A 25,069-nucleotide genomic window follows, 5' to 3' on the forward strand; every position below is an offset into this window, starting at 1 on the left:
AACTTGCGATTCCTGGTGACGAGTAGTTAATTGGCGTCACACCGCGACAGGGACGCCTGCCCCCGGGGCTCGCGTGGGCCACCCCTGCCCGCGGACACGTCGATGTGGAGGAAGCATGCTGGATTCCACGACCCCGCTGCCGGGATGGCGGGGAGGTGACGGAAACGCGGCGTATCTCGACAAGACCCTGCGGCACGAGCCCATCGAGATGTCGCTCAACGAGAGCGTCACCTTCAAGGTGATCTTCCTCCTCTGGCTCAGGGCGGCCCTCGCCGCCTTCGTCGTAGGGGTGGTCCCCGCGTTCATCGGCTTCATGGTCCTGCTGTCCGACCTGGGGGAGAGCTCCGACTACGGCCCCTACGGGGGGTCGAGCGACAGCGACGGCAGCTTCGGCATCTGGTTCACGCTCGCCTGCCTCGCCTCGTTCGTGGTCTTCTGGCTGGCGCTCCTCCTGTCCCGGCTGCCCGAACCGGTCGCCGAATGGCGGGTGCTGCTGGCCGACCGCACCGACCGGGCACAGTCCGTGTACGGGGTGATCCTCACGACCCTCACGGGCCGGCGGTACCCGCTCGCGCCGGCCCCGCACGGGACACGGATCACGCTGACCGACGCCCCGTACGTCGCGTACGTCTCCGTCTTCAACTACGGCGACAGCCTCTACCTGGGCTGGATGATGTGGCGTTCACGACGGGGCACCGAACTCATGGGGCAGTTCCTCGGAGACATCGTGCGCGGCCTCAAGGGACAGAACGGCATCGAGCACCAGCTGCTCCGCAGCGAGGGCGCCCGCGCCATGCGGGAGGCCGTCCATCTCGCCTGCCGTGAGGGGCTGATGGCGGCCTTGGACGGTGGACCGGTTCCGGCGGGGGCACCGGGCACCGCCACGAGCGGCGGATTCCCGCGCCCGTCGAGCCCTCCGCCTCCCCGAGTCCCGCCGATGGCGCCGCCCGTCGCGCCCCCGGCCGCGCCCCCGGTCCCGTCGCAGCCCCAGCAGCAGCCGGGGCCGGCCGGCGGTGAGTACGGCGCCGGAGGCGGTACGCACCGGTGAGTGTCCTGGTGTCCGCCTCGGCCACCGGCGCGTGGGCCTGGTCCGGTCTGCGGCTGGAACCCCGGCCCGCCATGAGCGACAACGGGGCTCATGTGGGCCTCCCCGAGTCGCAGCGCCGGGCCGAGGCAGCCGCGCTCGAACAGGTCTGGCTGTCACGTCAGTGGGTGCCCGACGGGCGGGCGTTCGAGCTGCGGTACACCAACGGGCCGCACGGCATCACCGGCACACTCCTGTGCCGGGCCGGCGGGACGGACGGCGCGTCAGCGTCCGCGGCGGCGCTCACGCTGCGCGACGCGCTGTCGGACAGCCCTCGCCACGTCCGCGCCGCGCCGATCGAGGACGCCGACGAACTCCACGGCGTGCTCGTGCCGTCGGCGCACCCGCCCAGCGGGCTCGCCGAGGTACGCAAACGCCTCCTCTGGTCCTATCTGGGCCGCCGCGACACCGATTTCCCGCTCGGAGTCGCCTTCGAGCCCCTGATACCGGAGTCCGTGAGCTGGGAGCCGGTGTGGGAAGCGCTCGTGCGCGAGAGCGTGGCGACGACCGTGAGCATCTGTCTGGAGCCTTACGCGCCGCCGGACGAGCTGCGTTCGTACCTCACCTACCTCGCGCAGGAGTACGGCAGGCTCTCGCAGCCCGGCCGGCCCAGTCCCGTCTTCGCGCAGTACATCCCGCCGGACCCCTTCGCCGTCCGCGCGGCGCCTCTGTACCAGGAGGCCTTGGGCACACTGACCGGCCGCGCCTACCGGCTGCGGATCTCGCTGGCAACGCCCGGCGCGGTCCCCCACCACCTGGCCGGACTGATCGCCGCCACGGTCTCGGCGCCGTACGCCACCGGCGCCGGCCGGCCGGTGGCACAGGCGGTGGCAGCCCATGAGGCCCCTTACGCCTGGGGCAACATCACCGGGCTTCAGCACTGCTGGCTGGAAACGACGTACGGGCAGGACGTCCCGCAGCCCCTGGGGTCCTGGGAGCGTGTCCTGGCGGATCTGGTCGACGTGCCACAGGCCTCGGCCGTCTTCCGCTTCCCGTACGAGATCCCAGGACGGCCGCCCCTGTTCGCAGCCTCGCGACGGGCCGGGCCCGCGGCGACGCCCACGTCCGGGGACGCCCCCCGGGTCCCGGGAAGCCGGGACCCGCACACCCCTACCTTCTGACCCCAGCCACCTGCCCCTCCCCGATCCTCAGGAGCCGTGTCCGTGCCCACCATCACCTTCGAGATCGACAGCCACGCGGACGGGGCCGAAGCCCACACCCGCTCCCTCGCCGCGTGGCTGAACGACGACGAGGACCTCAGCGGGTCGGCCCGGCTGCGGATGCTGCCGCCCGCACGGGGCGAACAGGGCGGCCTCGCGGAGGCGGTGGAGATCGCCGGCGCCGTGGGCCCTGCCCTGGAGGCCGTGATCAGCGGCGTGGCCGTATGGCTCGTGCAACGGTCCAGGTCGCGCCGCGTCGACCTCAAGGTCACCAGGCCGGACGGGACGAGCGTCGAAGTGTCGGCCGGCAGTCCGCAGGACGCGGCCGAGGTCCAGCGGCAGTTGCGCACCTTCCTGGACCCCGGAACCACGGACCGGGACTGAGGCCAGGTTCCTCCGCCATGTCCTGGTCCCTGACGGTCCCCGTCGCGTCGAACTCGGCCGCCGTCGTCGTGGGGACCGCCACGCACGTGCTTCCGAGCGGTCTCCCGCCGTTGCCTCAGGCCGCGCTCAGCGTCGCGACGTTCGCCGACGCGCTCGTCGGGCCGCTCGGCTCCTTCACCTCCAGCGCCGTCCGGCGCCACGTCGACCCGGCCGGCGCGGCGGACGTCTTCCGGCTGTTCCCCGGGCCGGACACCCCCCGGCTCGACGTCCTGCTCTTCTACTTCGCGGGGCACGGGCTGTGCGGCGAGGAGTCCCGGCTGTGTCTCGCGCTGCCCGGTTCCGTCGACGACGGGGACAGCGCAGAGCGCACCTCCCTGCCGGTCGCGGCACTCTTCCAGGCCATGCGCCAGGTGCGGGCCGAACACCGGATCGCGGTGCTGGACTGCTGCTTCGCCGCGAGGGCACTCGACGCGGCCGACGCCGCGGACATCCATGTGCTGGCGGCCGCGGGCCGCACCAGACGCGCCCTCACCCCCGAAGGCCATCTGCGCACCGGCTTCACCGCCGCCCTGATCGACCTCCTCGACCAGGGGGTGCCGGACGGGCCCGAACACCTGGACCTGGCGACGCTCTACCGCCGCCTCGCGGTCACCCTCCCGTCGGCAGGGCTCCCGGCACCGCTCCAGCGGACGTACGGCAGCTCCGGCGACCTCGCGCTGTTCCGCAACAAGGCCTACGGCACCGCACTGTCCGGACCGGGCCTGCTGGCCCGCGCCCGCTTCGCCGACCAGGTGCGCGGTCTGGGGCTGCAGGGCCGCTCAGGCCGCCTGGACCAGGCGGTCCGGCTCCTGCGGTCGGTGGCGCAGGACGCGGTGCGGGTGAGGGGCCGTGCCCACCCGGACACCTTGCGTTACCGCCACGTCCACGCCGCCGCGGTCGGTGAGGCGGGAGACCCGGCGACGGCGTGCGCCCTGCTCGAAGAGGCCCTCGCCGACGGCACTGCGGCACCGGATGCGGTGACGTCGCCCGCACTCGACGCCCTGGGGGCGAGCGTCGCGTACTGGCGCGCCCGGGCCGTACCCCTCCAGGAGCGATGACCCCCCTGGCGCGGGACCGTCGGCGGATCAGCTCCACGGGAGCACCCGCCCTCGCGTGACGTACCGTCGCGCTCTCTCGCGCCGACGGCCCGTACGCAGGACACTGGGTGTCCATGACCGACGGTCAGGTCGCAGTCGCTGGAACCTAGGGGGACGCATGCGGGACAGCCATCGGGCGGAAGCCGAACGGCTGTTGGTACGTGCCGTGGAGGAAGAGGCACGGCGGACAGGGGGCAGGACGGACTCCGGCGTGCTGCTGGCGCGGGCGCGGGCCGCGCTCGACACCCTGGCGGCGGGGGCGGCCGAGGAGTACGCCGCCTACACCCGGGCGCTGGACGCCGCGGGCGCCGGCCAGCAGCCGCTGTCGGCACGCTTCAGCAGAGCGACGCTGGGAACACCCCTGCTGGTGACGGGCGTTGCCGCGGCGGCGGCCTTCGGCGCGGATCTGGCGCTCGGCACCGCGACGGGCCTCGCCCTGGGCGCGGGCGCGGTCGTCGCCGCCGCGGGGACGACGGCGACGGTGGCGCGGGTGACCGCCTCGCACTGGCCCGCCGCCCATCGCAGGGCGGGCGAGCGGAATCAGCCCGGCGGCCCCGAGCAGCTGCGGCTGGAGTGGCTGACGGCCCTGGAGGTACGGGGCATCCGCCCGTTCCTCGACCAGCAGCGCATGCTGACCGCCTCCACGCGCACGCCGAAGAAGAAGGCGGGCACGTCGGTTGTGGCGCAGCTGCGCGGCGGTGACCGCAGTGCCGCCGCCCGCACCCGCTCACTCCTCGAACAGTCTTTCGGCCATCTGCCCGCCGTGGACGGCCCGTTCGCGGGCCGCCGCGGTGAACTGGCGCAGATCGCCCAGTGGGTGCACGCGGCCCGTGCGGCGACCGAGACGCGGCCGACCGTCGTCGTCCTGCACGGCACCCCGGGCTCCGGGCGCACCACACTCGCCGTACGGGCCGCGCACGCGCTGAAGGACCAGTTCCGCGGGGCGTGCGTGGTCGATCTGCGGGGCGATGTCTCCGGCGAGACCCCGCTGCCGACCCGGGACGCCCTGCTGCACCTCCTCAACCGGCTGGGGGCACCGCGCGAGCAGCTGCTCTTCCGGGAGAGGTCGTCCGCCGAGCAGCAGGTGCGGCGCCTCAGCGAGCTCTACCACCAGCATCTGACGGGTACGCCCGTCACGATCGTCCTGGACGACGCCACGGACGCCGCCCAGGTCCGCACGCTCGTCCCCGAACGCTCCGACAGCCTGGTCCTCGTCACCGCCCGCGAGCCCCTGGAACTGCCCGACGACATCCCGGCCCGGGTGTACCAGCTGCCGGTCGGCGGCCTGGACGCGGCGGGCGCCGAGGAGGTGCTGCGGGAGTCGGCCCTCGACGAGGAGACCGGTCCGTACGACTACCCGTCGACCGACACCGTCGTCGAGCTGTGCGGCGGGCTGCCGCTCGCCCTGCGCGTCGTGGGTTCCGCCCTCGGCGCGCGGACCCGGGCCGAACTCGCCACCGCCCTGGGGGCGTACGGCCCGGTCGCACCCGTCGAGCGGGCCCTGTGGCTGCGCTACACCGACCAGTCGGAGACGGCCCGCCGGCTGCTGCGGCGGCTCGCCCTGGCCGGCCGGGCCAGCCTCGGGGCCGCCGCCGCGGCGTCACTGCTGTCCTCGGACGAGCAGGAGGCCGGCCGGCTGCTGGAGGCCCTGGCCCGGGCCGGGCTCCTGGTGCATGTGCGGGGCACGCGCTACCGGCTGCACGACCTCGTACGGGACTTCGCGCTGGCCCGGCTGCTCGACGAGGAGCCCGCGGCCGACCGTACGGCCGCGCAGGAACGCCTCATCCAGAACTACGCGGAGCTCGCCGACGCCGTGATCCGCATGGTCGACGGCAAGATGTCCACCCGCGCGGGGCAGTTCGGCTCGCACGGCTTCAGTTCGCTGGACGCCGCCCTGCGCTGGCTGGACGACGAGTCCAGCTTCATCACCTCGGCGCTGCGGCACGCGGAGGGCGTCGACCAGGCGGCGGTGCTCCATCTGCTGGGCGCGCTCTGCGACTACTGCCTGCTGCGCGGCGACCTCTACCGGCTCGGTGAGATCAGCGAGCTGACGCAGGCCGTCGACCAGGGGCTCCTGGAGCGGTCGGTGCAGTGGCGTACGGGGATCGCGGCCCGGCAGCTCGGTGAGCTCGACAAGGCCCGCACCACATTGTCCTCGGTCGTGGGCCTCTACCGGGAGGCGCAGAACGACGCGGGCGCCGCTCTGGCCCTCTGCTCGCTGGGCATCACCCTGCACCACCAGGGCAATCTGAGTGAGGCCTCGGCACGGCTGCGGGAGGCGCTCGCCCTGCAGGCCTCTCCGGCGCAGGCCGAGGACCGGGCCTGGTCCCTGCACGCCCTGGCGGCCGTCGAACGCGACCGGGCCAATCTGCCCGAGGCCCTGGCCCTGCTGGACACCGCGCTGGCCCTGCACCGCGAGGGCGAGTCGCTGCACGGTGAGGCGTGGTCGCACTTCCAGCTCGGCCAGGTGTGCCTGCGCCTCGGCGAGGTCGCCAGGGCCGAGGAGGAGCTGTCCGCCGCGCTGGACCTGTACGGCCGCACCCGGGACGAGCGCGGCGAGGCGTGGGCGCTGACCCAGCTGGGCCGTGCCCGGCTGATGGACGGGGACAGCGGCGCCGCGCCCGCCGTGGAGGAACTGCGCGGGGCCCTCACCCGGCACCGGGGCAACGAGGACGCGCGGGGCGAGGCGTGGACGCGGTACTACCTGGGGCAGGCGCTGGAGGAGGACGGCGACACCGACCAGGCCGTACGGGAGCTGGAGCGGGCCCGCACGATGTTCTCCCGGATGCGTGACGTGTACGGGCTGGCCTGCGCCCGCCACCACTCGGGGCGCGTCACCCGTGACCAGCGCGCCGCGCAGACCGGCAACCTGCGCAACTCCGGCTTCGCCCGGCAGCTCCTGGTGGACGCCCGGGCCGACTTCCGGCGGATCGGGGTGGCCCACGGCGAGGCCTGGACCTGCCTGGAGCTGGCCCTGGTCGACGGCGGGAACAACCGCGCGGCGCAGGCGCTGGAGCTCTGCGGCGAGGCGATCACCCTGTTCGCGTCGTACGGCGATGCCCGGGGCGGCGACTGGGCGGCGTTCCTGCGGTGCACACTGCTGCCGTACGCCTCACCGGGCGGCAGCGAGGTGGGCACGGCGGTGGCGCAGCAGGAGCTGGCCGATCTGGTGGAGGCCGCCCACCCGCTGCGCGACGCGAAGCTGGAGGACTGCGCGGAGGCCTTCCGGGTGATCCTGGAGCGCGGGGTGGACCTGGACGACGGGTGGCAGGCCTGGCGCCTCGGCCTGACACCGTCCCGGCACGCCCGCGAGGTGATGGGCGTCGCGGTGGGCGTACGGCCGTAGGCACCGGCCCTACGCGCGGGGCAGGCCGAGCCGGCCGCGGGTGGCGAGGAGCAGCACGGCGGCCGCGGCCGTGGAGCTCACGAGGAAGGCGTGCCCCGCGTACGCCGGGTCCAGCGAGGGGAACATGTCGGTGAAGACGACGGAGAAGTAGTTGTTGACGCTGGTGTGCAGCAGCATGGCCAGCAGCAGGGCCTGCCGGGTGTGGTTGAAGACCCAGGTCATGACGAAGCTGAAGGCGATCGTGGTGGCGATGAACTCCACCGGCGCCCACCAGGCGAGGTCCGGGCCGCCCCAGTCGGTGAGGAACAGCGGCAGGTGCCAGGCGCCCCACAGCGGGCCGAGGACCAGCGTGCCGCGGACGGGGCCGAACCTGTCCTGCAGCCGGGGCATCGCGAAGTCGCGCCAGCCCGGCTCCTCGGCGACACCGGTGGTGATCATCTGGAGGGCCAGGCCGGGCAGGAAGGCGACCAGCACCACGGTGCTCGGCATGACCGGGCTCTCGCCGCCCAGGGCGTACAGCGTGAGGACGAGGACGAGCGGCACGGTGACGATGATCGCGGCCCACCAGCGCCAGCCGACCCGCCACTTGGTCATCCTCCCTGCCCAGGCGCGGAGTCCGGGGCGTCCGTCGGCGACGGCGGTGACGAGGAACGCGGAGAGGATCGGGCCCAGATAGGCGCCGGGGAGGACCCCCAGCAGCTGGCCGGCGGCCTCGCCCCCGGGGAAGGTGAAGTCCAGGACGCCCTGGCCGTTCCCGGACAGGATGTACGGCACCCAGGCCACCCAGCTCAGCACGAACGCCAGCGAGAAGAACCAGGTCAGGGGGCGGCGGCTCATGCTGTCCCGCCAGCCGCCGCTCGGCTGGGGCGTGCTGGGCCCCGGAGGGGGGCCGGCGCTGAGCTGTGTCCCGGCGCTCATCGGGCGTTCCTCTCCGTGGAGCGGGCGCGGCGGTGGTCCGCGACGAGGGCGATCCCGCAGGCCAGGGCGGCCAGCCCGGCGGCGACGGAGACGGCCGTGGCGATCCCGCCCATCATCGAGGTGACCGCGTTGCAGACGGCGCAGAGCAGGAGCAGCAGCCAGAGCACGGGACGTGCGGGCCGCCGGGTGGAATCAGCCATCGTCTTCTCCTTGTCCGAGGGGGAGTTGGGCACGGAAAGGACGCTACGGAGGCGGCGCGGGGGCGACGATCCCGCCAGGTGGAGGACCGGGGTACAGCAGGCTGTACCTGTCGTCCCCTGCCCGTCGCGCACCCGGCGGGAGATGCCATAGTGGCGCGGCACCAGGAGGTGGAGATGCCCGCGCACGACGCCCCGCCGGCGACCGCACAGGAACCGGCCCGCCCCTGGGACGTGTTCGCCCGCGCCCGGACCGCTCTCGACGCCTTCGAGCATCTCGTCGGCGGCATCGGTACGGCGATCCTCGCCCTGATCATGCTGCTGTGGCTGGTGTTCACCGCCGCCGCCTGCCTCTTCGGGGTCGGCCTGTTCCTGGTGCCGGGCACCCTCAGGGCGCTGCGCGCCGTCGCCGGACGCGAACGCGTGCGGCTGTCCCGGTGGGGGCCGGAGGTCATCGGACCGGGGCCCTCGCGGACCCGGCTGCGGGAGGCCGTCGCCGACCCGTCCACCCGGCGCGAGGTGGGCTGGGTGGCCTCGCACGCCGTCCTCGGCACGGCGCTGGGCCTGGTCGGGCTGACGCTGCCCCTCACCTCGGCGACGGATGCCACGTTCCCGCTGTGGTGGTCGTTCGTACCGCCCTCGGAGGCCACCCCGTCCCTCGGCCTGTGGACCGTGGCGGACTGGCCGGGGGCGTTCGCGGTCAGTCTGCTGGGGATCGGGTGGTTCGCCCTCACCCTGGCCGTCGCGCCCGGCATGGCGCGGCTCCAGGCGTGGCCGGGGCGGCGGCTGCTCACCCCTCCGCCCGGCACCGACCTCGTGACGCGCGTCGCCGAGCTCACCGCGACCCGCGCCGCCGCCCTGGACGCGCACGCCACCGAGCTGCGGCGCATCGAACGGGCCCTGCACGACGGCACCCAGAACCGGCTGGTCGCGGTGACGGTGCTGCTGGGCGCGTCCCGCCGGGCGGTGTCCCGGGGCTCCGCCGACGCGGACGCCCTGCTGGAGCGCGCCCAGGACGCCGCCGAGCAGGCACTCGCGGAGCTGCGCGCGGTCGTACGGGGCATCCTGCCGCCGGTGCTGGCCGACCGGAGTCTGACGGACGCGCTCTCGGGGCTGGCGGGCAGCTGCCCGGTGCCCTGCGGGGTCGACGCGGACGTGGAGGAGCGGTTCGCCGCGTCCGTCGAGGCGACCGCCTACTTCGTGGTGGCGGAGGCGCTCACCAACGTCGCCCGGCACAGCGGGGCCCGGTCGGCGTCGGTCACGGTCCGCCACCGCGACGGACGGCTGTGGCTCCGGGTCACCGACGACGGCCGCGGCGGAGCGGACGAGCACGGCGGGTCCGGCCTGGCCGGCATCCGTAAGCGCGTCGAGGCGCTCGACGGCGTACTCACCCTGGCCAGCCCGGCGGGCGGGCCCACGACACTGGAGGCCCGACTGCCATGCGGATCGTGATCGCGGAGGACGACCCGCTGCTGAGGGAGGGGCTCGCGCTGCTGCTGCGCGCGGAGGGCCTCGACGTCGTGGCGACCGCGGGTACCCCGGACGTCTTCCTGGCGGCGGTGGACGAGCACCGGCCGGACCTCGCGATCGTCGACGTACGGATGCCTCCGACGCACACCGACGAGGGGATCAGGGCGGCCGTGGAGGCGCGGCGCCGTCAACCGGGGCTTGCGGTCCTCGTGCTGTCCGCCTACGTCGAGCAGGCCTTCGCCACCGACCTCCTCGCCGACGGCAGCGCCCGGCTCGGGTATCTGCTCAAGGAGCGGGTCGGCCGGGTCGAGGAGTTCCTCACGGCTCTGGAGCGGGTCGCGGACGGCGGCACGGCCATCGACCCCGAGGTGGTCGCGCAGCTCTTCGCGCGGACCCGCCCCGACACCCGTCTGGACCGGCTCAGCCCGCGCGAACGGGAGGTGCTGGCCCTGATGGCGGAGGGCCTGGGCAACGCGGCCATCGCCGAGCGGCTCGTGGTGACGGACGGCGCCGTCCACAAGCACATCCGGAGCATCTTCGCCAAGCTCGACCTGGCGCCCGCCGACGGCACGGACCGCCGGGTCGCGGCCGTGCTGCGCCATCTGAACGACGCGCACCGGCGGGCCTGAGGGACGGGGCGGGCCACCTCCGCCCCGTACGGGGAAGGGGGGTGGCCCCGCCGTGTCAGCCCTTGCCCGAGGCGGTCGCCTTTGTGCCGGCCGCCTTCGTCCCGGTGCCGGAGGACGCCTCCGCAGGCTCTCCGTCGGCGCCCGCGGGCCCCGCCGCCGGGTCGGGGGTCTCCTCGAAGTCGACCTTGCCCATGTGGCGGTTCATCGACTTCATCAGGAGCCACGTCCCCACGGCGAGCGCCGCGAAGACGAGGAAGCCGAGGACGCCGGGGGTCACCTTGTTCTTGTCGAGCTCATCGGCGGCGAGCGGAACGAGCTGCGTCAGTGCCTGGGTCGCGTACATATCAGGCATTGTCGCGGATGCCCGCGAAGAGGTCGCTCTCGGGGAGGGAGGTATCGACCAGGGACTTGGCGAGCTCGTACTCCTCGGTCGGCCAGACCTCCCGCTGGATGTCCATCGGCACCCGGAACCAGCCACCGTCCGGATCGATCTGCGTGGCGTGCGCGATCAGCGCCTTGTCACGGATCTCGAAGAAGTCGTCGCACGGGATGTGCGTGGTCAGCGTGCGTTCGGCGCGCCCGAACTCCTTCCAGCGCTCCAGCCAGTCGGCGTACGGGGACTCCAGTCCACGGGCGAGCAGCGCCTCGTGCAGGGCGACCGTGCGCGGCCTGTTGAAGCCCTGGTTGTAGTAGAGCTTCTGCGGCTGCCAGGCCGGGCCGAACTCCGCCTCGGGGAACCTCTCCGTGTCCCCGGCCCCCTCGAACGCGATCATCGAGATCGTGTGGGTCTTGATGTGGTCGGGGTGCGGATACCCGCCGTTCTCGTCGTAGGTGGTGATCACCTGCGGCCGGAACGCGCGGATCTTCGCGACGAGACGCCCCGCCGCCGTCTCGTCGTCCTCCAGTGCGAAGCAGCCCTCGGGCAGCGGGGGCAGCGGGTCGCCCTCCGGCAGGCCCGAGTCGACGAAGCCGAGCCACTCCTGCTTGACTCCCAGGATCTCCCGGGCCTCGTCCATCTCCTTCCTGCGCACCTCGTGGATGTTCGCCTCGATGTACGCGTCCCCCTGGAGCTTCGGGTTGAGGATGGATCCCCGTTCGCCCCCTGTGCAGGTGACGACCAGGACGTCCACCTCCTCGGACACGTACTTGGCCATGGTGGCCGCGCCCTTGCTCGACTCGTCGTCGGGGTGGGCGTGGACGGCCATCAGTCTCAGCTGCTCGGTCAAGACTCGGTCCTCAGTGATTGGTCGCAGTGGTCGGCTTCTATAGTGACTGAACCGGGGGGTGGAAAATTCCTCGATCCCCGGTACGGGAGGGACGATCATGGCAGCGGTGCGCGAGGCCTTGCCCGAGGGGCGCTACGGCCGGTCGCAGGATGAGCGCGCGGACCGCAAGCTGAAGATCATCGGTTCGGTCCTGGGTGTCGCCTTCCTCGCCGTGATCGGCTGGTTCGGATACTCCTACGTCGCCGGTACGGACGTCAGCGCCGAGCTCATCAAGTCCAGGATCGTCTCCGACAGCCGCGCCGAGGCCCACCTGGAGGTCCGCAAGGACCGGGACGCCGACGGGCACTGCACGCTCCGCGCCCTGAGCGAGGACGGCGGCGAGGTCGGGCGGGCGGACTTCCGGTTCGACGAGCGGTCCGAGCGGATCGACGAGGTCGTCACCCTGCGCACCACCGCCAGGGCGACGGCGGTCGAGCTGAAGGGGTGCGCCGCCGGCTGACCGCACCGCGACGCCGACCGCCGCCCGCGCGCCGGGGCGCGCGCCGTCCTCACCCCCACGATCCGGGGCTGACCTGCGCGGATGTGCGTGTGACGTTTTACCTTCTCCCCCTTTTCGCGCGGAATTGTTAGGCTCGTTGTTTCGCCCACCCGTGGCAGCGCATGCTTGGGGTAGGGCGTTGCTTTGTATTCCCAGCACCGACGAGGAGCACCCTGTGACCCAGACCAGCGATAACGTCACCTGGCTCACGCCGGAGGCGTACAACCAGCTGAAGGCCGAGCTGGAGTACCTGTCTGGTCCCGCGCGCACGGAGATCTCCGTCAAGATCGCGGCGGCCCGGGAGGAGGGTGACCTCCGTGAGAACGGCGGCTACCACGCGGCCAAGGAGGAGCAGGGCAAGATGGAGCTCCGGGTCCGTCAGCTGACCCAGCTCCTGGAGCACGCGAAGGTCGGCGAGGCACCTGCCGACGACGGCGTGGTCGAGCCCGGCATGGTCGTGACCATCGCCTTCGACGGCGACCCCGACGACACGGTCACCTTCCTGCTCGCCTCCCGCGAGTACGCGAGCGCCGACATCGAGACCTACTCCCCGCAGTCCCCGCTCGGCACAGGGGTGAACGGCAAGCGGATGGGCGAGGACGCGGAGTACGAGCTGCCGAACGGCAAGAAGGCCACGGTGAAGATCGTCTCGGCGAAGCCCTACCAGGGCTGACCGTCACACGTACGCAGGGAGCCCCGGCCGCACGCGCGGCCGGGGCTCCGTCGTGTGCGGGTCAGGCCGTGGCCGAGCGGTACCTGCGGACCGCCAGGGTGCGGAAGACCGCGACGATCACCACCGACCAGATCACCGACGCGAGGATCGGGTGCTGCATCGGCCAGGCGTCGGGGGTGACGAAGCCCGGCGGCAGGTTGCCGAACAGCTCGCGGCAGGCCTGCACGGTGGCGCTGAAGGGGTTCCACTCGGCGATGTGGCGCAGGACCGTCGGCATCTGGTTGGCGTCCACGAAGGCGTTCGAGATGAACGTCAGCGGGAAGAGCCAGATCAGTCCGCCGGACGTGGCCGCCTCCGGGGTGCGCACGACCAGGCCGATCAGTGCGCCGATCCAGGAGAACGCGTAGCCGAGCAGGAGCAGCAGCAGGAAGCCGATCAGCACCTTGCCGAGGTTCTCGTGGGTCCGCCAGCCGATGATCAGGGCGACACCGGCAAGGACGACGAGGGTGAGCGCGGTCTGCACGAGGTCGGCGAGGGTACGTCCGGTGAGAACGGCGCCCCGGGCCATCGGCAGCGACCTGAAGCGGTCGATCAGCCCCTTGTGCATGTCGTCCGCGATGCCCGCCCCGGCGCCGGCGGTGGCGAAGGTGACGGTCTGGGCGAAGATCCCGGCCATCAGGAACTCGCGGTAGTCCGCGGACGAGATGGTGCTGCCGACCTTGATCGATCCGCCGAACACATAGGTGAACAGCACCACGAACATGATGGGCTGCACCAGGCCGAAGATCACCATTTCGGGGATCCTGGCCATGCGGATCAGGTTGCGCCGCGCGACGACCAGGGAGTCGGCCACCGAACGGCCGAGCGCCCCGCGGTTCTTGAGCGGCAGGTTCGGCGTGTCCGTGACGGCGGTCACTGCCCGCCCTCCTTCCGGCCCTCTGCGGCCTCGGTCGATGCGTTCTCGCCGTTCTTCTCCAGCTCGGCGGCGTGGCCGGTGAGCGAGATGAAGACGTCGTCGAGGGTGGGGCGGCGCAGGCCGATGTCGTCGATCTCCACGCCGTGGGCGTCGAGGTCGCGGATGACCTCGGCGAGCAGCTTGGCCCCGCCGGTGACCGGGACGGTCAGTTTGCGGGTGTGTTCGGCGACGGAGATCTCCCCCTTGCCGTACGTGGCGAGCACCGAGCGGGCCGGTCCGATCTCGTCCGGCCGGTGCACGACGACCTCGACGCGCTCGCCACCCGTACGGGCCTTGAGCTGGTCGGAGGTGCCGCGGGCGATGACCTTGCCGTGGTCGATGACGCAGATGTCGTGGGCGAGGTGGTCGGCCTCCTCCAGGTACTGCGTGGTCAGCAGCAGTGTCGTGCCGCCCGCGACGAGCTCCTCGATGACCTCCCACAGCTGCTGCCGGTTGCGCGGGTCGAGCCCGGTGGTGGGCTCGTCCATGAACATGACCGGCGGGGAGACGACGAGCGCCGCCGCCAGGTCGAGGCGGCGGCGCATGCCTCCGGAGTACGTCTTCGCGGTGCGGTCGGCGGCGTCGGCGAGGTTGAACTTCTCCAGGAGCTCCCCCGCCCGTTTCTTCGCGTCGCGTGCGCCCATCTGGTAGAGCTGACCGACCATCCGGAGGTTCTCGCGGCCCGTGAGGTATTCGTCGACGGCCGCGAACTGGCCGGAGAGACCGATCGAGCGGCGTACCTCGTCAGGGTTCTTCAGGACGTCGATGCCCGCCACGACGGCGTGTCCGCTGTCCGGCTGGAGCAGGGTGGTCAGGACACGGACGGCCGTGGTCTTGCCGGCGCCGTTGGGCCCCAGCATGCCGAGGACGGTGCCTTCGGGTACGTCGAGGTCGACGCCGTCCAGTGCTCGTACATCGCCGAAGGTCTTCACCAGGCCTTCGGCGTAAATGGCGCCTGGCATACGGGATTCCCCCAGTTGCTTTCGCGTGGATTCCTGAGCGGATCGTAGGGTTCCCAGGCCCTCGGGGCCGGGAACACCGGTGTGTTCGGCGATGCACGGTAACGCGATACATCGCGACCCACAACAGGTTTTCGCCGGGATCCCGTCGTTCGGGAACAGCTCAGATCCGCACCAGGTACCCGGCGGCCCGCAGCGCGGAGGCGACCTCCTCGCAGTGCTCCGGGCCCTTGGTCTCCAGGTGGAGTTCCACTTCCGCCTCGGTGAGCCCGAGCCGGGGGTCGGTCCGTACGTGCTGGATGTCGAGCACGTTGGCGTCGGCGACGGACAGGGTGGCGAGCATCGCGGCCAGCGCTCCCGGGCGGTCGGTGAGCCGCAGCCGCAGGCTCAGGTAGCGGCCCGCGGCGACCATGCCGTGGGTCAGGATCCGCTGCATCAGCAGGGGGTCCACGTTGCCGCCCGACAGTACGGCGACGACGGGCCCGCGGAACGCCTTCGGGTCGCTGAGCAGCGCCGCGACGGGGCTCGCCCCGGCCGGTTCGACGACCATCTTGGCGCGTTCCAGGCAGAGCAGCAGCGCGCTGGAGAGCTCGTCCTCGGAGACCGTACGGACCTCGTCGACCAGCTCCTGGACCAGCGGGAACGTGAGGTCGCCGGGGCGGCCCACCTTCATCCCGTCGGCCATGGTCTGCACCGAGTCGAGCGCCACCGGGTGCCCGGCGGACAGCGAGGGCGGGAAGGCGGCCGCCCCCGCCGCCTGGACGCCGACGACCCTGACGTCGGGGCGCAGCGCCTTCACCGCGACCGCGACCCCGGCGGCGAGACCGCCCCCGCCGATGCCGACGACGATCGTGCGGACCTCGGGGCACTGTTCGAGGATCTCCAGGCCGACGGTGCCCTGGCCCGCGATGATGTCCGGGTGGTCGAAGGGGTGGATGAAGACGGCGCCGGTCTGCTCGGCGTACTCCTGGGCGGCGGCGAGCGTCTCGTCGACGACGTGGCCCTGGAGGCGGACCTCCGCGCCGTACTCCCGGGTCGCCGCGACCTTGGGCAGGGGCGCGCCGACGGGCATGAAGACCGTGGAGCGTACGCCGAGGAGCGAAGAGGCGAGTGCGACACCCTGCGCATGGTTTCCGGCACTCGCGGCCACCACTCCTGCCGCCCTCTCGACGGGGCTGAGCCCGGCGATCCGCACGTACGCGCCGCGCAGTTTGAACGACCCGGTGCGCTGGAGGTTCTCGCACTTGAGGTGGACCGGCGCCCCGACGAGGGAGCTGAGGTGGCGGCTGCCTTCCATCCCGGTCGTTCTGGCCACCCCGGACAGCATCTTCTGCGCCCCTCGGATGTCGTCGAGGATCAGCGGAGGAAAGGGGCCTGACGTACGGAAGCTCATGGCAGCAAGTCTTGCAGCTCGGAGCGGTCGGGGCCGTCGCATCTCATGGCGGCCTGCGGTGGTGTCCACAGGTTTGTGCAGCGCTGGTACACGTTGCCCCGTGGCCGCGTACTCTGTCCCCCACCCATCCGACACCGCACGAAGAGAGCCTCCAGCCATGCCCCCTCAGGACATGACGACTGCTGCGTCTCCTTCCGGGGGCGCGGCCCCCGGACATCCGGGAACCGACCACCTGCTCGATGCCCTCCAGCATCAGGTGGCCGTCTTCGCCCGCCGTGCCGAGCAGACCCGCCTCGGCGGTGTCGGCCAGGTCCGCAACTCGATGGACCGGGCGGCGTATCTGCTACTCAACCGGCTCGATGTGGAAGGCCCCATGGGCGTCAAGGCGCTGGCCGCGGGCATGGGGATCGACTCCTCGACCGTGACCCGCCAGGTCGCGCCGCTCGTGGACACCGGGCTGGTCAAGCGCACCTCGCACCCGGAGGACGGGCGCGCCGTCGTGCTGCAGCTGTCGCCGCGCGGCCAGGCCCGTCTGGAGGAGGTCCGCGCGTCGCGGCGTGAGCTGATGTCGCAGGTGACCGACGGCTGGAGCGAGGAGGAGCGCGACACGTTCTGCGCCCTGCTGACCCGGTTCAACGGCTCCCTGGCGGCCCGGCAGTCGGCGAACCAGTCGGCGCAGGAGAACTGACCGGGCTCTCCCGGCCTGTCCGTACGGTCCGGCGGATCTACCCTGGAAGTGCCTGCACTCGCGAGTCGAGGAGGCCCGCCATGACACGGAAGATCGCCGACTGCCGTCGGTATCCGAGCGTTGCGAACTGCACCCTCACCATCTCCGGTGAGGAGGACGAAGTCGTCCGGGCAGCCGCCGAACACGCGGTATCGGTCCATGAGCACACGGACGGCCCGGAGCTGCGTGAGCAGATCCGGGCGTCGTTGGAGGACGAGAAGGTCGCTGTCTGACCGTGGTGCGCGCGCCGTCCGGTGGCCGGGCCCGAGCCCGGCCGCCGGACGGAGCCGTGTCAGCCGAGCGCCTGCGTGAGATCGGCCAGCAGGTCGTCGACGTTCTCGATGCCGACGGACAGCCGGACCAGGTCGGCCGGGACCTCCAGCAGGGAACCGGCGGTGGACGCGTGCGTCATCCGGCCGGGGTGCTCGATCAGCGACTCCACGCCGCCGAGCGATTCACCGAGCGTGAAGAGCTTCGCCCGGTTGCAGACCTCGACCGCCGCTTCCTCGCCGCCCGCGACCCGGAACGACACCATGCCGCCGAACGCCTTCATCTGCTTGGCGGCGACCTCGTGGCCCGGGTGCTCCGGCAGCCCCGGGTAGAGGACCTGCGTCACCTTCGGGTGGCGGGTCAGCAGGTCGGCGACCTTGGTGGCGTTCTCGTCGTGGCGGTCCATGCGGACCGAGAGGGTCTTGATGCCGCGCAGCACCAGCCACGCGTCGAACGGCCCGGCGACCGCGCCCATCGCGTTCTGGTGGTACGCGAGTTCCTCGGCCAGCTCCGGGTCGCTGACGACGAGCGCGCCGCCGACGACGTCCGAGTGGCCGCCCATGTACTTGGTGGTGGAGTGCACGACGACGTCGGCGCCGAGCGAGAGCGGCTGCTGGAGGTAGGGGCTGGCGAAGGTGTTGTCGACGACCAGCCGCACGCCCGCCTGCCGGGCCACTCCGGCGACGGCGGCGATGTCGGTGATGCCGAGCAGCGGGTTGGACGGCGTCTCCACCCAGATCGCCTTGGTGCGCGGGGTGAGCGCGGCCCGTACCGCGCTCACGTCCGAGGTGTCGGCGACCGAGAACTCCACGCCCCAGCGCGAGGCGACCTTCGCGAACAGCCGGAAGGTGCCGCCGTAGGCGTCGTTCGGGATGACCACGTGGTCGCCGGGGGTCAGCAGCGTACGCAGGAGGCAGTCCTCCGCAGCGAGGCCGGACGCGAAGGCGAGTCCGCGGCGGCCGCCCTCCAGCGCCGCGAGGTTCTCCTCCAGCGCGGTGCGGGTCGGGTTGGCGCTGCGGCTGTACTCGTAACCGCCGCGCAGTCCGCCGACGCCGTCCTGCTTGTACGTGGACACCTGGTAGATCGGCGGGACCACGGCGCCGGTGAGGGGATCCGCCGTGTTGCCGGCGTGGATCGCAAGGGTCTCGAAGCTGTGCTGGTCGCTCATGGGGCCCGAGCGTAGTTCGTCGGGAGGGCAGTTACAGGCCACGCGCCGCCCGGTTACCCGTCCGGGGACAATGGACCGCATGGAGATTCTGTGGTTCCTGCTCGCCCTGTGCATGCTCGTCGCCGTCGTCGGCCCCCTCATGCTGCGGCGCCGTGGCGGTATCCGCCAGGTCGCGCCCGGTTCGCCGGACGCCGCCGACCCGGACACCTACGGCTTCACGCGCCAGGAGGAGCTGGACGTCCGGATGCCCGGGCCCGACCAGGACCTCCTCGACGTGCTCGACGTCGTCCAGGGGACCGGGAGCTGGCGGGCCGCGTCGCAGCTGCTCGCGGGCACGCCCAAGGAGAGCGAGATCCGCTGGCAGCGGGTGCAGGCGTTCGCCGGTGCGGCCTCCCTGGAGCTGGCGCAGCGGCCGGGTGCCGGCGGGGCGTGGCTGAGGACGTGGCGGGCCGAGGCGCCGAAGGACGCGGGCGCGGCGGCGGTGCACGCGGAGTTCCTGGTGCAGCAGGCGTGGCGCACCGGCACCGTGGGCACGGACGACTTCCGGATCATCCTGGAGGAGGCCCGTACGGTCTGCGGCGAGGCGGCCCTGCTGGCCCCGGGCGACCCCGTCCCGTACATCGTCGAGCTGGCCGTCGCCCGTGGACTCGGCTACTCCCACGAGGAGTTCGACCAGCTCTGGGCGAAGATCATCGACCGCGCCCCGGCGCACATGGGCGCGCACATCGCGGCCCTGCACTTCTGGTGCGAGAAGTGGCACGGCTCACGCGAGGAGGCCGACCGCTTCGCGACGACGGCCGCCGCCCGCGCCCCGCAGGGCTCGCTGCTGGCCGCGCTGCCGCTCTTCGCGGTGTACGAGCACCTGCCCGAGGTCAATCTGGTGCGGGGGTTCTACAGCGGCCTCGTCGTGACGAAGGCGGTGGAGGGCGCGATGTTCGCGGTGCACGCGGCCCGCGCGGACGACCCGGTGCTCGCCCATGTCCGGCACCTGCTGGTCCTCTTCCTGGTCCGCATGGAACGCTGGTCGGAGGCGATGCACCAGCTCGTCCACATCGACGGCCACGTGGGCGCGCTGCCCTGGACCCAGAACTCCGACCCGGCCGCCGAGTACACGGTGTACCGGGCGCTGGCCGTCGCCGGGTACGAGGCGAACGGCGGCAGCCCCGCGACGCTGCTCCACTGACCCGGCCCGCCCGCCCGCCCTCTCCGATTGGACCGGCACACCCATGGCACGACTGATCCCGCTGATCCTGATAGCCCTCGCCGTCTGGTTCTGGCTGCGGGCCCGCAGGAAGACCGCCGCGTACATGGCTTCCTACGAGCACCCCACCGACCGGAGCGGTGAGGGTGACGAGCAGCGCCGCGATCCCCCGGCCCCCGCGGCCTGAGACCCGGAATCCACGGCGCCCCCACGGCGTTGTACGGACCGAACCCCGACCCCGGAGGAGCCCCCGCATGTTCCTGACCCACCGCACCCCGCAGCTCCCCACCCCGGAGGAGGCCCTGCGCGGTCGTCCCACCCCCGAGTTCACCGTGCCGTCCCGCCACACCGTCCTCGGCAACCCGCTGACCGGCCCGTACCCGCAGGGCCTGGAGGTCGCCGACTTCGCGCTGGGCTGTTTCTGGGGTGCCGAGCGCAAGTTCTGGCAGACGGAGGGCGTCTGGACGACGCTCGTCGGCTACCAGGGCGGCTACACCGAGAATCCCTCGTACGAGGAGACCTGCTCGGGTCTGACCGGCCACACGGAGGCGGTCCGTGTCGTCTTCGACCCGAAGGTCGTCAGCTACGCGGACCTGCTGAAGCTCTTCTGGGAGTCCCACAACCCGACCCAGGGCTTCCGCCAGGGCAACGACGTGGGTACGCAGTACCGCTCGGCTCTCTACACCCACTCCCCCGAGCAGGCGGAGGCCGCGGCGGCGTCCCGCGAGGCGTACCAGCAGGTGCTGACCGGCGCGGGCTTCAAGGAGATCACCACCGAGATCCTCCCGGCCGAGGGGCGCACCTTCTGGCCTGCCGAGGCGTACCACCAGCAGTACCTCGACAAGAACCCCGACGGCTACTGCGGCATCGGCGGCACGGGCGCCACGCTGGAGTCCCCTTCGGAGACCAACTGGGGCCGTGCCTGCCCGACAGGCATCGCACCGGCCCCCAGCGCCTCGGAGTGATCAGGCGGAGCCGGCGGTGTGGGACGGCCGGCTCTCGTTGGTGAGGGTCTTGACCCGGCGGAGCGTGACCACGGTCTCCGCCGCCTGAACCCCGGCGAGCGTGCCGATCTTCTCGCCGAGAAACGTGTAGAGGTCGTCCGTGGTGCGGCAGAGCACCGAGATGACGAGGTTGGACCGCCCGGTGACGGCGGCCGCGAAGCGCACCTGCGGGTGGGCCGCGACCGCCTGTCCGGACTCGGCCAGGGCGTGCGGTGCGACGGTCAGCCAGCAGAGCGCCTCGACGCCGTGGCCCAGGGGCTCATGGTCGTATTCGATGGCGAGGTACAGCACGCCCGATGCGCGCAGCCGCTCCAGGCGTCTCCTGGCAACGGTCTCGGACAGGCCGGTGGCGTCCTGGAGTTCGGTGAGCGTGGCGCGCCCGTCGCGCCGCAGCACCTCCAGCATGGTCTGGTCCTCGGCGTCCAGGGTCACGGGTTCGGTGGTGGGCTCGGGCGCGGGGGCGCGGAGCGCGGTCTCCTCGTCCGGGCCGAGTGCGCTGATCTTGCGGAGCCATCTGAGGGCGTTGCCGTAGTACGCGCGAAGGATGCAGTGGGCCTCCACCGAGGTGACGCCCGGGGTCCTCTGGAGGCGTTCCAGGAGCAGTTCGTCGCGCTCCTGCCGGCTGCGGGGGCTGATCGCGCAGACCACCTCCGTGCCTCCGGCCACCAGGTCGACGTAGTGCGTGTCGGGCCGGCCCGCGAGGGTGGCGGCCAGCCGCGCCGCCGTACCACGGGTGCAGCCGAGCCGGACGATCCAGCTGGACCGTCCGAGCCGGCTGTCGTCGACCATGCCGGTCACCCGCAGCCGTGCGGTGGTGCGGAGCCTCCGGACACGGCGGGCGACCGTCTGGTCGGAGACTCCGAGCACCTGGGCGATCCGGCTGAAGGGCGCCCGCCCGTCGAGCTCCAGTGCCTGCAACAGCTTCAGGTCGAGTGCGTCGAGCGTGGGGGGCGCCACAAGGTTCTCCTGCGTGTGCCTAGGGGCGGTGCGGCTGGTCGGCCATCGTATGCGCGGCGGTCAGGGGCCGGGTGTCCTCGGGGGCCGTCGCCGGGGCCGTGGGTGCCTGCGACGCGCGCGGGCGTCGCAGCAGGACGACGGTGAGGACGGCGGCGATCACCAGCAGGACCGAGGAGACGGTCAGGCACAGCCGCAGTCCGTCGAGGAAGGCCTCGGAGACCGCGCCGAGTACGCGGCCGGTGTCCGCGCCGAGGTCGAGCCCCGCCACGGCGCCGAGCCCGTTCGTGTCGGCCGTCTCGGCGGCGGTCCTGGCACCGGTGCCGGTCACGCCCGCGTCAGCGAGGTGGCCGGGCAGCGTGTCCATCGCCTTCGACGTCAGCAGGGCTCCGAGCAGGGCCGGTCCCAGCGCCCCGCCGACCTGCCGGAAGGCGTTGTTGCCGGCGGCGGCCATGCCCGCCTGCTGCGGGGGCACCGCGGACACGGCCGTGCTCGTGATGCAGGGGAACGCGATGCCGAGGCCCAGGCCGAGCAGCGCGAGCCGCCACGCGAGTGAGGCGAAGGACGTGTCCACGTCCAGCGTCGTCATGGAGAGCAGGGCGGCGGCCGTGATGAGCAGCCCCACGGTGATCAGCACCCGGGCCGACACCTGGCGCATCACCCGGCCCATCACCACGCCGAGGATCATGGAGACGACGTTGACGAGGACCATGCGCAGCCCGGCCTGGAGTGTGTCCAGCTGCTGCACCATGCCGAGGTAGAGGCTCAGGACGAAGAAGAAGCCGATCAGCCCGAGGAAGCTGACCATGGCGACCAGGGTGGAGACCGTGAACGCGGGGCTGCGGAAAAGGGTCAGGTCGAGCATGGGGGCGCTGCTGCGCCGCTCGATCACGACAAAGGCTGCGCCGCACACGACGGCGACCACGAGGGCGATGACGGCCGACGGGTGCGAGAACGACTCGGCGCCGCCCTCGATCACGCCGTAGACGAGTGCGGTGATCGCGATCGCGGCGGTGATCTGCCCCGGCCAGTCGAGCGAACGCGCGCGGGGCGCCCGGGACTCGGTCAGCAGCTTCGACGCGACCGCCATGGTCGCCAGCGACGCGGGCACGGCCAGCAGGAAGATCCAGCGCCAGCTGGTGTGCTCGATGACCACACCGGCCACCAGCGGCCCCACGACCATGGCCGCCATCATGAAGGTGGTCCACAGGCCGATGTACTTGCCGCGCTCACGGTGGTCGGGCACGGCCTGGCTGATCAGCGCCAGGGTCACGGGCAGCAGGGCGGCGGCTCCGGCGCCGGCCAGCGCCTGGCCGGCCCACAGCATCTCGATGGAGCGGGAGCACAGGGAGACCAGGGCTCCGACGGCGCAGAGCGCCATGCCCACCTGGTAGACCCTCTTACGTCCGTGCACGTCGCCGAACATGCCCGCGGTGAGGATCAGCGCCGCCACGGGCAGGACGAAGGCGTCGGAGACCCACGACAGTTGTGCGGTCGTCGCGCCCAGTGCCTCCCCGATCGCCGGCAGGCTCACCGCGACGGTGGTCACGGGCAGGTAGGCGACGAAGACACCCGCGCACGCGAGGGCGATCGTGGCCCCTCTTCCGCGCGCGTCCGTCGTCTTACTCGAAACGTTCAAAAGAAATGCTCCTGTGCTGTGCAGCGCACCGCACTGCATTTGATGGACTGTCCGACTCCACTGTGAATCGGTTCGACTTCCGCACCACAGCCGGGACCGGCCGCACCGAGGGAATTCGACATCATCTGCCGGAGGATCCTCCCTTCCCTTCACGCCACAGCCCTCGCTCGACGCAGGCACTCATCAAAACCGCAGGTCAGATGCGATCTATGGCATGGAAGAAATCCGGCGTCGGCACACAGGAGAGCATTTTCATGAATTGACAAGGGGATGCGGACGAAAGTTAACAGTGCGTTTCCGACTACTTCCCGCCCGGGATTCCTGGCATTACGTTCGCCACCACATGCGGTCCGGTGCGCTCCAGCACCGGGGCGGCGAAACGGACGAACCCAGGTGGTCGAAAAATGAGCCGAGGCACTGTACTGATCGTCGGCGGCGGGATCGGTGGGCTGTCCACCGCCATCGCGCTGCGGAACGCGGACTACGACGTCGACGTGGTCGAGATACAGGAGGACCTCCACTCGTCGGTGTACGGCGTGGGGATCATCCAGCCGATGAACGCGCTGAGGGCGCTGGACGCGATCGGCTGTGCCGAGGCGTGTCTGGCCGTCGGCTACTCGGCCACCGCCTGGGGTCAGATGCTCGACGTGGACGGCAACCTGATCCTGGACATGCCGGGGGCCCGGATCCCCGGGTCGGATCTGCCGCCGATGAACGGACTGACTCGGCCGCAGCTGCACAAGGTGCTGATCGACAAGGCGCTGGAGACCGGTGTCACCATCCAGTACAGGAAGACGTTCACCGAGCTCACGGACGGGCCCGGGGGCGTCGACGTGGAGTACACCGACGGGACCCGCAACACGGTCGACTTCGTCGTCGGGGCCGACGGCGTGTACTCCAAGGTCCGCCCCTACGTCCTGGACGAGGACATCAAGCCGGTCTACCTGGGGCAGTCGGCCTTCCGGCTCAACATCCCCCGGGAGCCGGAGATCGACCGGATCATCCTTCAGCACGGCCCGGAGGGCCTGGCGGGGTTCGTGCCGATCGGCCCCGAACTGGCGTATCTCTTCTACAACATCACGTGGGAGGAGGGACGTTGGCTGGACCAGGACAAGATGGCCGACGAACTGCGTGAGCGCATGGCCCCGTTCGGCGGGCTGGCCGGGCGGGTCAGGGACACGTACATCAAGGACTCCTCCGACATCGTGTTCCGGCCCGAGGAGTGGCTGATCGCGTCAGCGCCGTGGCACAGGGGTCGGATCGTCCTGATCGGTGACGCCGTCCACGCGGTGACCCCGCATCTCGGCCAGGGAGCGGCGCAGGCGATCGAGGACGGCATCGTGCTCGCGGAGAGCCTGTCCTCCTTCGCCGGCCACGAGGAGGCGTTCTCGGCGTACACCGAGCGGCGCTACGAGCGGTGCAAGCTCATCGTCGAGTCGTCGCGCGCGATCGGCGAGTACGAGATGGATCCCGCCCTCCACCCGGACTTCGACCACGCCGACCTGACCCAGCACGTCCTGCAGTCGATGGTCCAGCCGATCTGAGGGCGGGTGTCCTGGGGCCCGCTCTCAGGCCGCCAGCCGCACCTCGCCCATCGGAGCCCGGGCGGGCGCGATCCTGCTGTGCCGGCCGAGCTGCTGCCTGGCGAGCTGCTGCCTGGCGATCTCGCCCTGGGCCAGGGAGAGCACGTCGGCCAGCCCGAGCCCGAGCGAGCGGGCCGCGGCGGCGAGCACCTCCGACGAGGCCTCCTTGCGGCCGCGCTCGATCTCGGAGAGGTACGGCACGGAGATCCGGGCGTCCTCGGCCACGTCCTTGAGCGTCCGCTCCTGGGCGGTGCGCTCGCGGCGCAGGACATCGCCGACGACGTCCCGCCAGAGCGGCTCCTTGGCGGCAGCGGCGAGGGCCGGTACGGCGTGGACGGGGCGCAGGGGGATGACGCGGGCTTGGTTCGGCGCGTAGCTGCTCATCGTCCGAGCGTAGGGACGAGGACGCCCGGAGCGGGAGAGGAAAGCCGTCCGCGCGGGGCGGATCTGCTGTC

26 protein-coding genes are annotated in these 25,069 nt (G+C 72.1%); 15 read left to right on the forward strand and 11 right to left on the reverse strand.

All coding sequences use genetic code 11. The features are described from left to right. Positions 1-115: 115 nt before the first annotated feature. The 5 genes from ACIRD8_RS30710 to ACIRD8_RS30730 all read left to right on the forward strand — a co-directional run bounded on the left by ACIRD8_RS30710 (position 116) and on the right by ACIRD8_RS30730 (position 7,110). Positions 116-1,048 carry a hypothetical protein gene (locus ACIRD8_RS30710; protein WP_403998675.1) on the forward strand — a complete coding sequence of 311 codons (933 nt, stop codon included), beginning with the start codon at positions 116-118 and terminating at the stop codon, positions 1,046-1,048. Continuing rightward, positions 1,045-2,205, forward strand: coding sequence for a hypothetical protein (locus ACIRD8_RS30715; protein ID WP_403998678.1), 1,161 nt, complete (start codon positions 1,045-1,047; stop codon positions 2,203-2,205). The genes ACIRD8_RS30710 and ACIRD8_RS30715 overlap by 4 nt, the downstream gene beginning before the upstream one ends. A 42-nt stretch (positions 2,206-2,247) precedes the next feature. Further along, complete coding sequence (locus ACIRD8_RS30720) at positions 2,248-2,628, forward strand: hypothetical protein (RefSeq protein ID WP_403998681.1); 381 nt, start codon at positions 2,248-2,250, stop codon at positions 2,626-2,628. A 17-nt stretch (positions 2,629-2,645) separates the two neighbouring features. Beyond that, complete coding sequence (locus tag ACIRD8_RS30725; protein ID WP_403998684.1) at positions 2,646-3,725, forward strand: hypothetical protein; 1,080 nt, start codon at positions 2,646-2,648, stop codon at positions 3,723-3,725. 157 nt (positions 3,726-3,882) lie between these two features. Then, entirely contained in the window at positions 3,883-7,110 is a 3,228-nt protein-coding gene (locus tag ACIRD8_RS30730) for a tetratricopeptide repeat protein (RefSeq protein WP_403998687.1), read from the forward strand. A gap of 9 nt (positions 7,111-7,119) precedes the next feature. On the opposite strand, the gene ACIRD8_RS30735 is transcribed toward ACIRD8_RS30730, so the two are convergent. Beyond that, positions 7,120-8,028 (reverse strand): CPBP family intramembrane glutamic endopeptidase, encoded by a 909-nt coding sequence (locus ACIRD8_RS30735; RefSeq protein ID WP_403998690.1) that lies wholly within the window; start codon positions 8,026-8,028, stop codon positions 7,120-7,122. Next, positions 8,025-8,228 (reverse strand): hypothetical protein, encoded by a 204-nt coding sequence (locus ACIRD8_RS30740; protein ID WP_322983913.1) that lies wholly within the window; start codon positions 8,226-8,228, stop codon positions 8,025-8,027. The genes ACIRD8_RS30735 and ACIRD8_RS30740 overlap by 4 nt, the downstream gene beginning before the upstream one ends. Before the next feature lie 174 nt (positions 8,229-8,402). Between ACIRD8_RS30740 and ACIRD8_RS30745 the strand changes: the two genes are divergently transcribed. Together ACIRD8_RS30745 and ACIRD8_RS30750 are read left to right on the forward strand one after the other, a co-directional pair. Continuing rightward, on the forward strand, positions 8,403-9,677 hold the full coding sequence (locus ACIRD8_RS30745) for a sensor histidine kinase (RefSeq protein ID WP_403998693.1): 1,275 nt from the start codon (positions 8,403-8,405) through the stop codon (positions 9,675-9,677). After that, the gene (locus tag ACIRD8_RS30750; protein ID WP_147983701.1) at positions 9,665-10,324 is read left to right on the forward strand and encodes a response regulator transcription factor; all 660 of its coding nucleotides are present in this window, start codon (positions 9,665-9,667) and stop codon (positions 10,322-10,324) included. Before ACIRD8_RS30745 ends, ACIRD8_RS30750 begins: the two co-directional genes overlap by 13 nt. Before the next feature lie 55 nt (positions 10,325-10,379). Here ACIRD8_RS30750 and ACIRD8_RS30755 read toward each other — a convergent pair whose 3' ends face one another. Together ACIRD8_RS30755 and mca are read right to left on the reverse strand one after the other, a co-directional pair. Beyond that, positions 10,380-10,667, reverse strand: coding sequence for a hypothetical protein (locus tag ACIRD8_RS30755; protein ID WP_403998696.1), 288 nt, complete (start codon positions 10,665-10,667; stop codon positions 10,380-10,382). A 1-nt stretch (position 10,668) separates the two neighbouring features. Further along, the gene (gene mca, locus ACIRD8_RS30760; RefSeq protein WP_403998699.1) at positions 10,669-11,550 is read right to left on the reverse strand and encodes a mycothiol conjugate amidase Mca; all 882 of its coding nucleotides are present in this window, start codon (positions 11,548-11,550) and stop codon (positions 10,669-10,671) included. Positions 11,551-11,647: 97 nt separating this feature from the next. Between mca and ACIRD8_RS30765 the strand changes: the two genes are divergently transcribed. Beyond that, positions 11,648-12,049, forward strand: a complete 402-nt coding sequence (locus ACIRD8_RS30765; RefSeq protein WP_403998702.1) for a DUF4307 domain-containing protein — start codon at positions 11,648-11,650, stop codon at positions 12,047-12,049. A 214-nt stretch (positions 12,050-12,263) separates the two neighbouring features. Next, positions 12,264-12,761 carry a transcription elongation factor GreA gene (gene greA, locus ACIRD8_RS30770; protein WP_403998705.1) on the forward strand — a complete coding sequence of 166 codons (498 nt, stop codon included), beginning with the start codon at positions 12,264-12,266 and terminating at the stop codon, positions 12,759-12,761. Between the two features lie 61 nt (positions 12,762-12,822). On the opposite strand, the gene ACIRD8_RS30775 is transcribed toward greA, so the two are convergent. From ACIRD8_RS30775 to ilvA, 3 genes are all read right to left on the reverse strand, one after another. Further along, on the reverse strand, positions 12,823-13,677 hold the full coding sequence (locus ACIRD8_RS30775; protein WP_403998708.1) for an ABC transporter permease: 855 nt from the start codon (positions 13,675-13,677) through the stop codon (positions 12,823-12,825). Continuing rightward, positions 13,674-14,678: an ATP-binding cassette domain-containing protein gene (locus ACIRD8_RS30780; protein ID WP_403998711.1), complete on the reverse strand. Its 1,005-nt coding sequence runs from the start codon at positions 14,676-14,678 to the stop codon at positions 13,674-13,676. The genes ACIRD8_RS30775 and ACIRD8_RS30780 overlap by 4 nt, the downstream gene beginning before the upstream one ends. 160 nt (positions 14,679-14,838) lie before the next feature. Beyond that, positions 14,839-16,068: a threonine ammonia-lyase gene (ilvA, locus tag ACIRD8_RS30785; protein ID WP_403998714.1), complete on the reverse strand. Its 1,230-nt coding sequence runs from the start codon at positions 16,066-16,068 to the stop codon at positions 14,839-14,841. Between the two features lie 157 nt (positions 16,069-16,225). Between ilvA and ACIRD8_RS30790 the strand changes: the two genes are divergently transcribed. Next, entirely contained in the window at positions 16,226-16,756 is a 531-nt protein-coding gene (locus ACIRD8_RS30790) for a MarR family winged helix-turn-helix transcriptional regulator (protein ID WP_403998717.1), read from the forward strand. 80 nt (positions 16,757-16,836) lie between these two features. Continuing rightward, the gene (locus ACIRD8_RS30795; RefSeq protein WP_403998720.1) at positions 16,837-17,028 is read left to right on the forward strand and encodes a DUF1059 domain-containing protein; all 192 of its coding nucleotides are present in this window, start codon (positions 16,837-16,839) and stop codon (positions 17,026-17,028) included. Between the two features lie 59 nt (positions 17,029-17,087). Here ACIRD8_RS30795 and ACIRD8_RS30800 read toward each other — a convergent pair whose 3' ends face one another. After that, positions 17,088-18,233, reverse strand: coding sequence for a cystathionine gamma-synthase (locus ACIRD8_RS30800; protein WP_403998723.1), 1,146 nt, complete (start codon positions 18,231-18,233; stop codon positions 17,088-17,090). 79 nt (positions 18,234-18,312) lie between these two features. Between ACIRD8_RS30800 and ACIRD8_RS30805 the strand changes: the two genes are divergently transcribed. The 3 genes from ACIRD8_RS30805 to msrA all read left to right on the forward strand — a co-directional run bounded on the left by ACIRD8_RS30805 (position 18,313) and on the right by msrA (position 20,399). Next, positions 18,313-19,416, forward strand: coding sequence for a hypothetical protein (locus tag ACIRD8_RS30805; protein WP_403998726.1), 1,104 nt, complete (start codon positions 18,313-18,315; stop codon positions 19,414-19,416). A gap of 43 nt (positions 19,417-19,459) precedes the next feature. After that, positions 19,460-19,621 (forward strand): hypothetical protein, encoded by a 162-nt coding sequence (locus ACIRD8_RS30810; protein ID WP_403998729.1) that lies wholly within the window; start codon positions 19,460-19,462, stop codon positions 19,619-19,621. 67 nt (positions 19,622-19,688) lie between these two features. After that, positions 19,689-20,399 (forward strand): peptide-methionine (S)-S-oxide reductase MsrA, encoded by a 711-nt coding sequence (gene msrA, locus ACIRD8_RS30815; protein ID WP_403998732.1) that lies wholly within the window; start codon positions 19,689-19,691, stop codon positions 20,397-20,399. Here the strand turns inward: msrA and ACIRD8_RS30820 are convergent, their stop codons facing one another. Then, positions 20,400-21,395, reverse strand: a complete 996-nt coding sequence (locus ACIRD8_RS30820; protein WP_403998735.1) for an Lrp/AsnC family transcriptional regulator — start codon at positions 21,393-21,395, stop codon at positions 20,400-20,402. Positions 21,396-21,414: 19 nt separating this feature from the next. Next, a complete protein-coding gene (locus ACIRD8_RS30825) occupies positions 21,415-23,031 on the reverse strand; it encodes a DHA2 family efflux MFS transporter permease subunit (protein WP_403998738.1) in 1,617 nt (538 codons plus the stop codon). A 404-nt stretch (positions 23,032-23,435) separates the two neighbouring features. On the opposite strand from ACIRD8_RS30825, the gene ACIRD8_RS30830 reads away from it, so the two are divergent. After that, positions 23,436-24,575 carry an FAD-dependent monooxygenase gene (locus tag ACIRD8_RS30830; protein ID WP_403998741.1) on the forward strand — a complete coding sequence of 380 codons (1,140 nt, stop codon included), beginning with the start codon at positions 23,436-23,438 and terminating at the stop codon, positions 24,573-24,575. A gap of 24 nt (positions 24,576-24,599) precedes the next feature. Here the strand turns inward: ACIRD8_RS30830 and ACIRD8_RS30835 are convergent, their stop codons facing one another. Further along, positions 24,600-24,998 carry a helix-turn-helix domain-containing protein gene (locus tag ACIRD8_RS30835; protein ID WP_403998744.1) on the reverse strand — a complete coding sequence of 133 codons (399 nt, stop codon included), beginning with the start codon at positions 24,996-24,998 and terminating at the stop codon, positions 24,600-24,602. Between the last annotated feature and the right edge of the window lie 71 nt (positions 24,999-25,069).

It is taken from the genome of Streptomyces sp. NPDC102451, assembly GCF_044765485.1.
Lineage (GTDB): Bacteria > Actinomycetota > Actinomycetes > Streptomycetales > Streptomycetaceae > Streptomyces.

Excerpts from the sequence above, each read along its gene's own strand:
- ACIRD8_RS30710 (WP_403998675.1), top strand. The coding sequence starts at position 116 with ATGCTGGATTCCACGACCCCGCTGCCGGGATGGCGGGGAGGTGACGGA.
- ACIRD8_RS30725 (WP_403998684.1), top strand. The coding sequence starts at position 2,646 with ATGTCCTGGTCCCTGACGGTCCCCGTCGCGTCGAACTCGGCCGCCGTC.
- ACIRD8_RS30730 (WP_403998687.1), top strand. The coding sequence starts at position 3,883 with ATGCGGGACAGCCATCGGGCGGAAGCCGAACGGCTGTTGGTACGTGCC.
- ACIRD8_RS30735 (WP_403998690.1), bottom strand. The coding sequence starts at position 8,028 with ATGAGCGCCGGGACACAGCTCAGCGCCGGCCCCCCTCCGGGGCCCAGC.
- ACIRD8_RS30740 (WP_322983913.1), bottom strand. The coding sequence starts at position 8,228 with ATGGCTGATTCCACCCGGCGGCCCGCACGTCCCGTGCTCTGGCTGCTG.
- ACIRD8_RS30745 (WP_403998693.1), top strand. The coding sequence starts at position 8,403 with ATGCCCGCGCACGACGCCCCGCCGGCGACCGCACAGGAACCGGCCCGC.
- ACIRD8_RS30750 (WP_147983701.1), top strand. The coding sequence starts at position 9,665 with ATGCGGATCGTGATCGCGGAGGACGACCCGCTGCTGAGGGAGGGGCTC.
- ACIRD8_RS30755 (WP_403998696.1), bottom strand. The coding sequence starts at position 10,667 with ATGTACGCGACCCAGGCACTGACGCAGCTCGTTCCGCTCGCCGCCGAT.
- ACIRD8_RS30765 (WP_403998702.1), top strand. The coding sequence starts at position 11,648 with ATGGCAGCGGTGCGCGAGGCCTTGCCCGAGGGGCGCTACGGCCGGTCG.
- ACIRD8_RS30780 (WP_403998711.1), bottom strand. The coding sequence starts at position 14,678 with ATGCCAGGCGCCATTTACGCCGAAGGCCTGGTGAAGACCTTCGGCGAT.
- ilvA (WP_403998714.1), bottom strand. The coding sequence starts at position 16,068 with ATGAGCTTCCGTACGTCAGGCCCCTTTCCTCCGCTGATCCTCGACGAC.
- ACIRD8_RS30790 (WP_403998717.1), top strand. The coding sequence starts at position 16,226 with ATGCCCCCTCAGGACATGACGACTGCTGCGTCTCCTTCCGGGGGCGCG.
- ACIRD8_RS30795 (WP_403998720.1), top strand. The coding sequence starts at position 16,837 with ATGACACGGAAGATCGCCGACTGCCGTCGGTATCCGAGCGTTGCGAAC.
- ACIRD8_RS30800 (WP_403998723.1), bottom strand. The coding sequence starts at position 18,233 with ATGAGCGACCAGCACAGCTTCGAGACCCTTGCGATCCACGCCGGCAAC.
- ACIRD8_RS30805 (WP_403998726.1), top strand. The coding sequence starts at position 18,313 with ATGGAGATTCTGTGGTTCCTGCTCGCCCTGTGCATGCTCGTCGCCGTC.
- ACIRD8_RS30810 (WP_403998729.1), top strand. The coding sequence starts at position 19,460 with ATGGCACGACTGATCCCGCTGATCCTGATAGCCCTCGCCGTCTGGTTC.
- msrA (WP_403998732.1), top strand. The coding sequence starts at position 19,689 with ATGTTCCTGACCCACCGCACCCCGCAGCTCCCCACCCCGGAGGAGGCC.
- ACIRD8_RS30830 (WP_403998741.1), top strand. The coding sequence starts at position 23,436 with ATGAGCCGAGGCACTGTACTGATCGTCGGCGGCGGGATCGGTGGGCTG.
- ACIRD8_RS30835 (WP_403998744.1), bottom strand. The coding sequence starts at position 24,998 with ATGAGCAGCTACGCGCCGAACCAAGCCCGCGTCATCCCCCTGCGCCCC.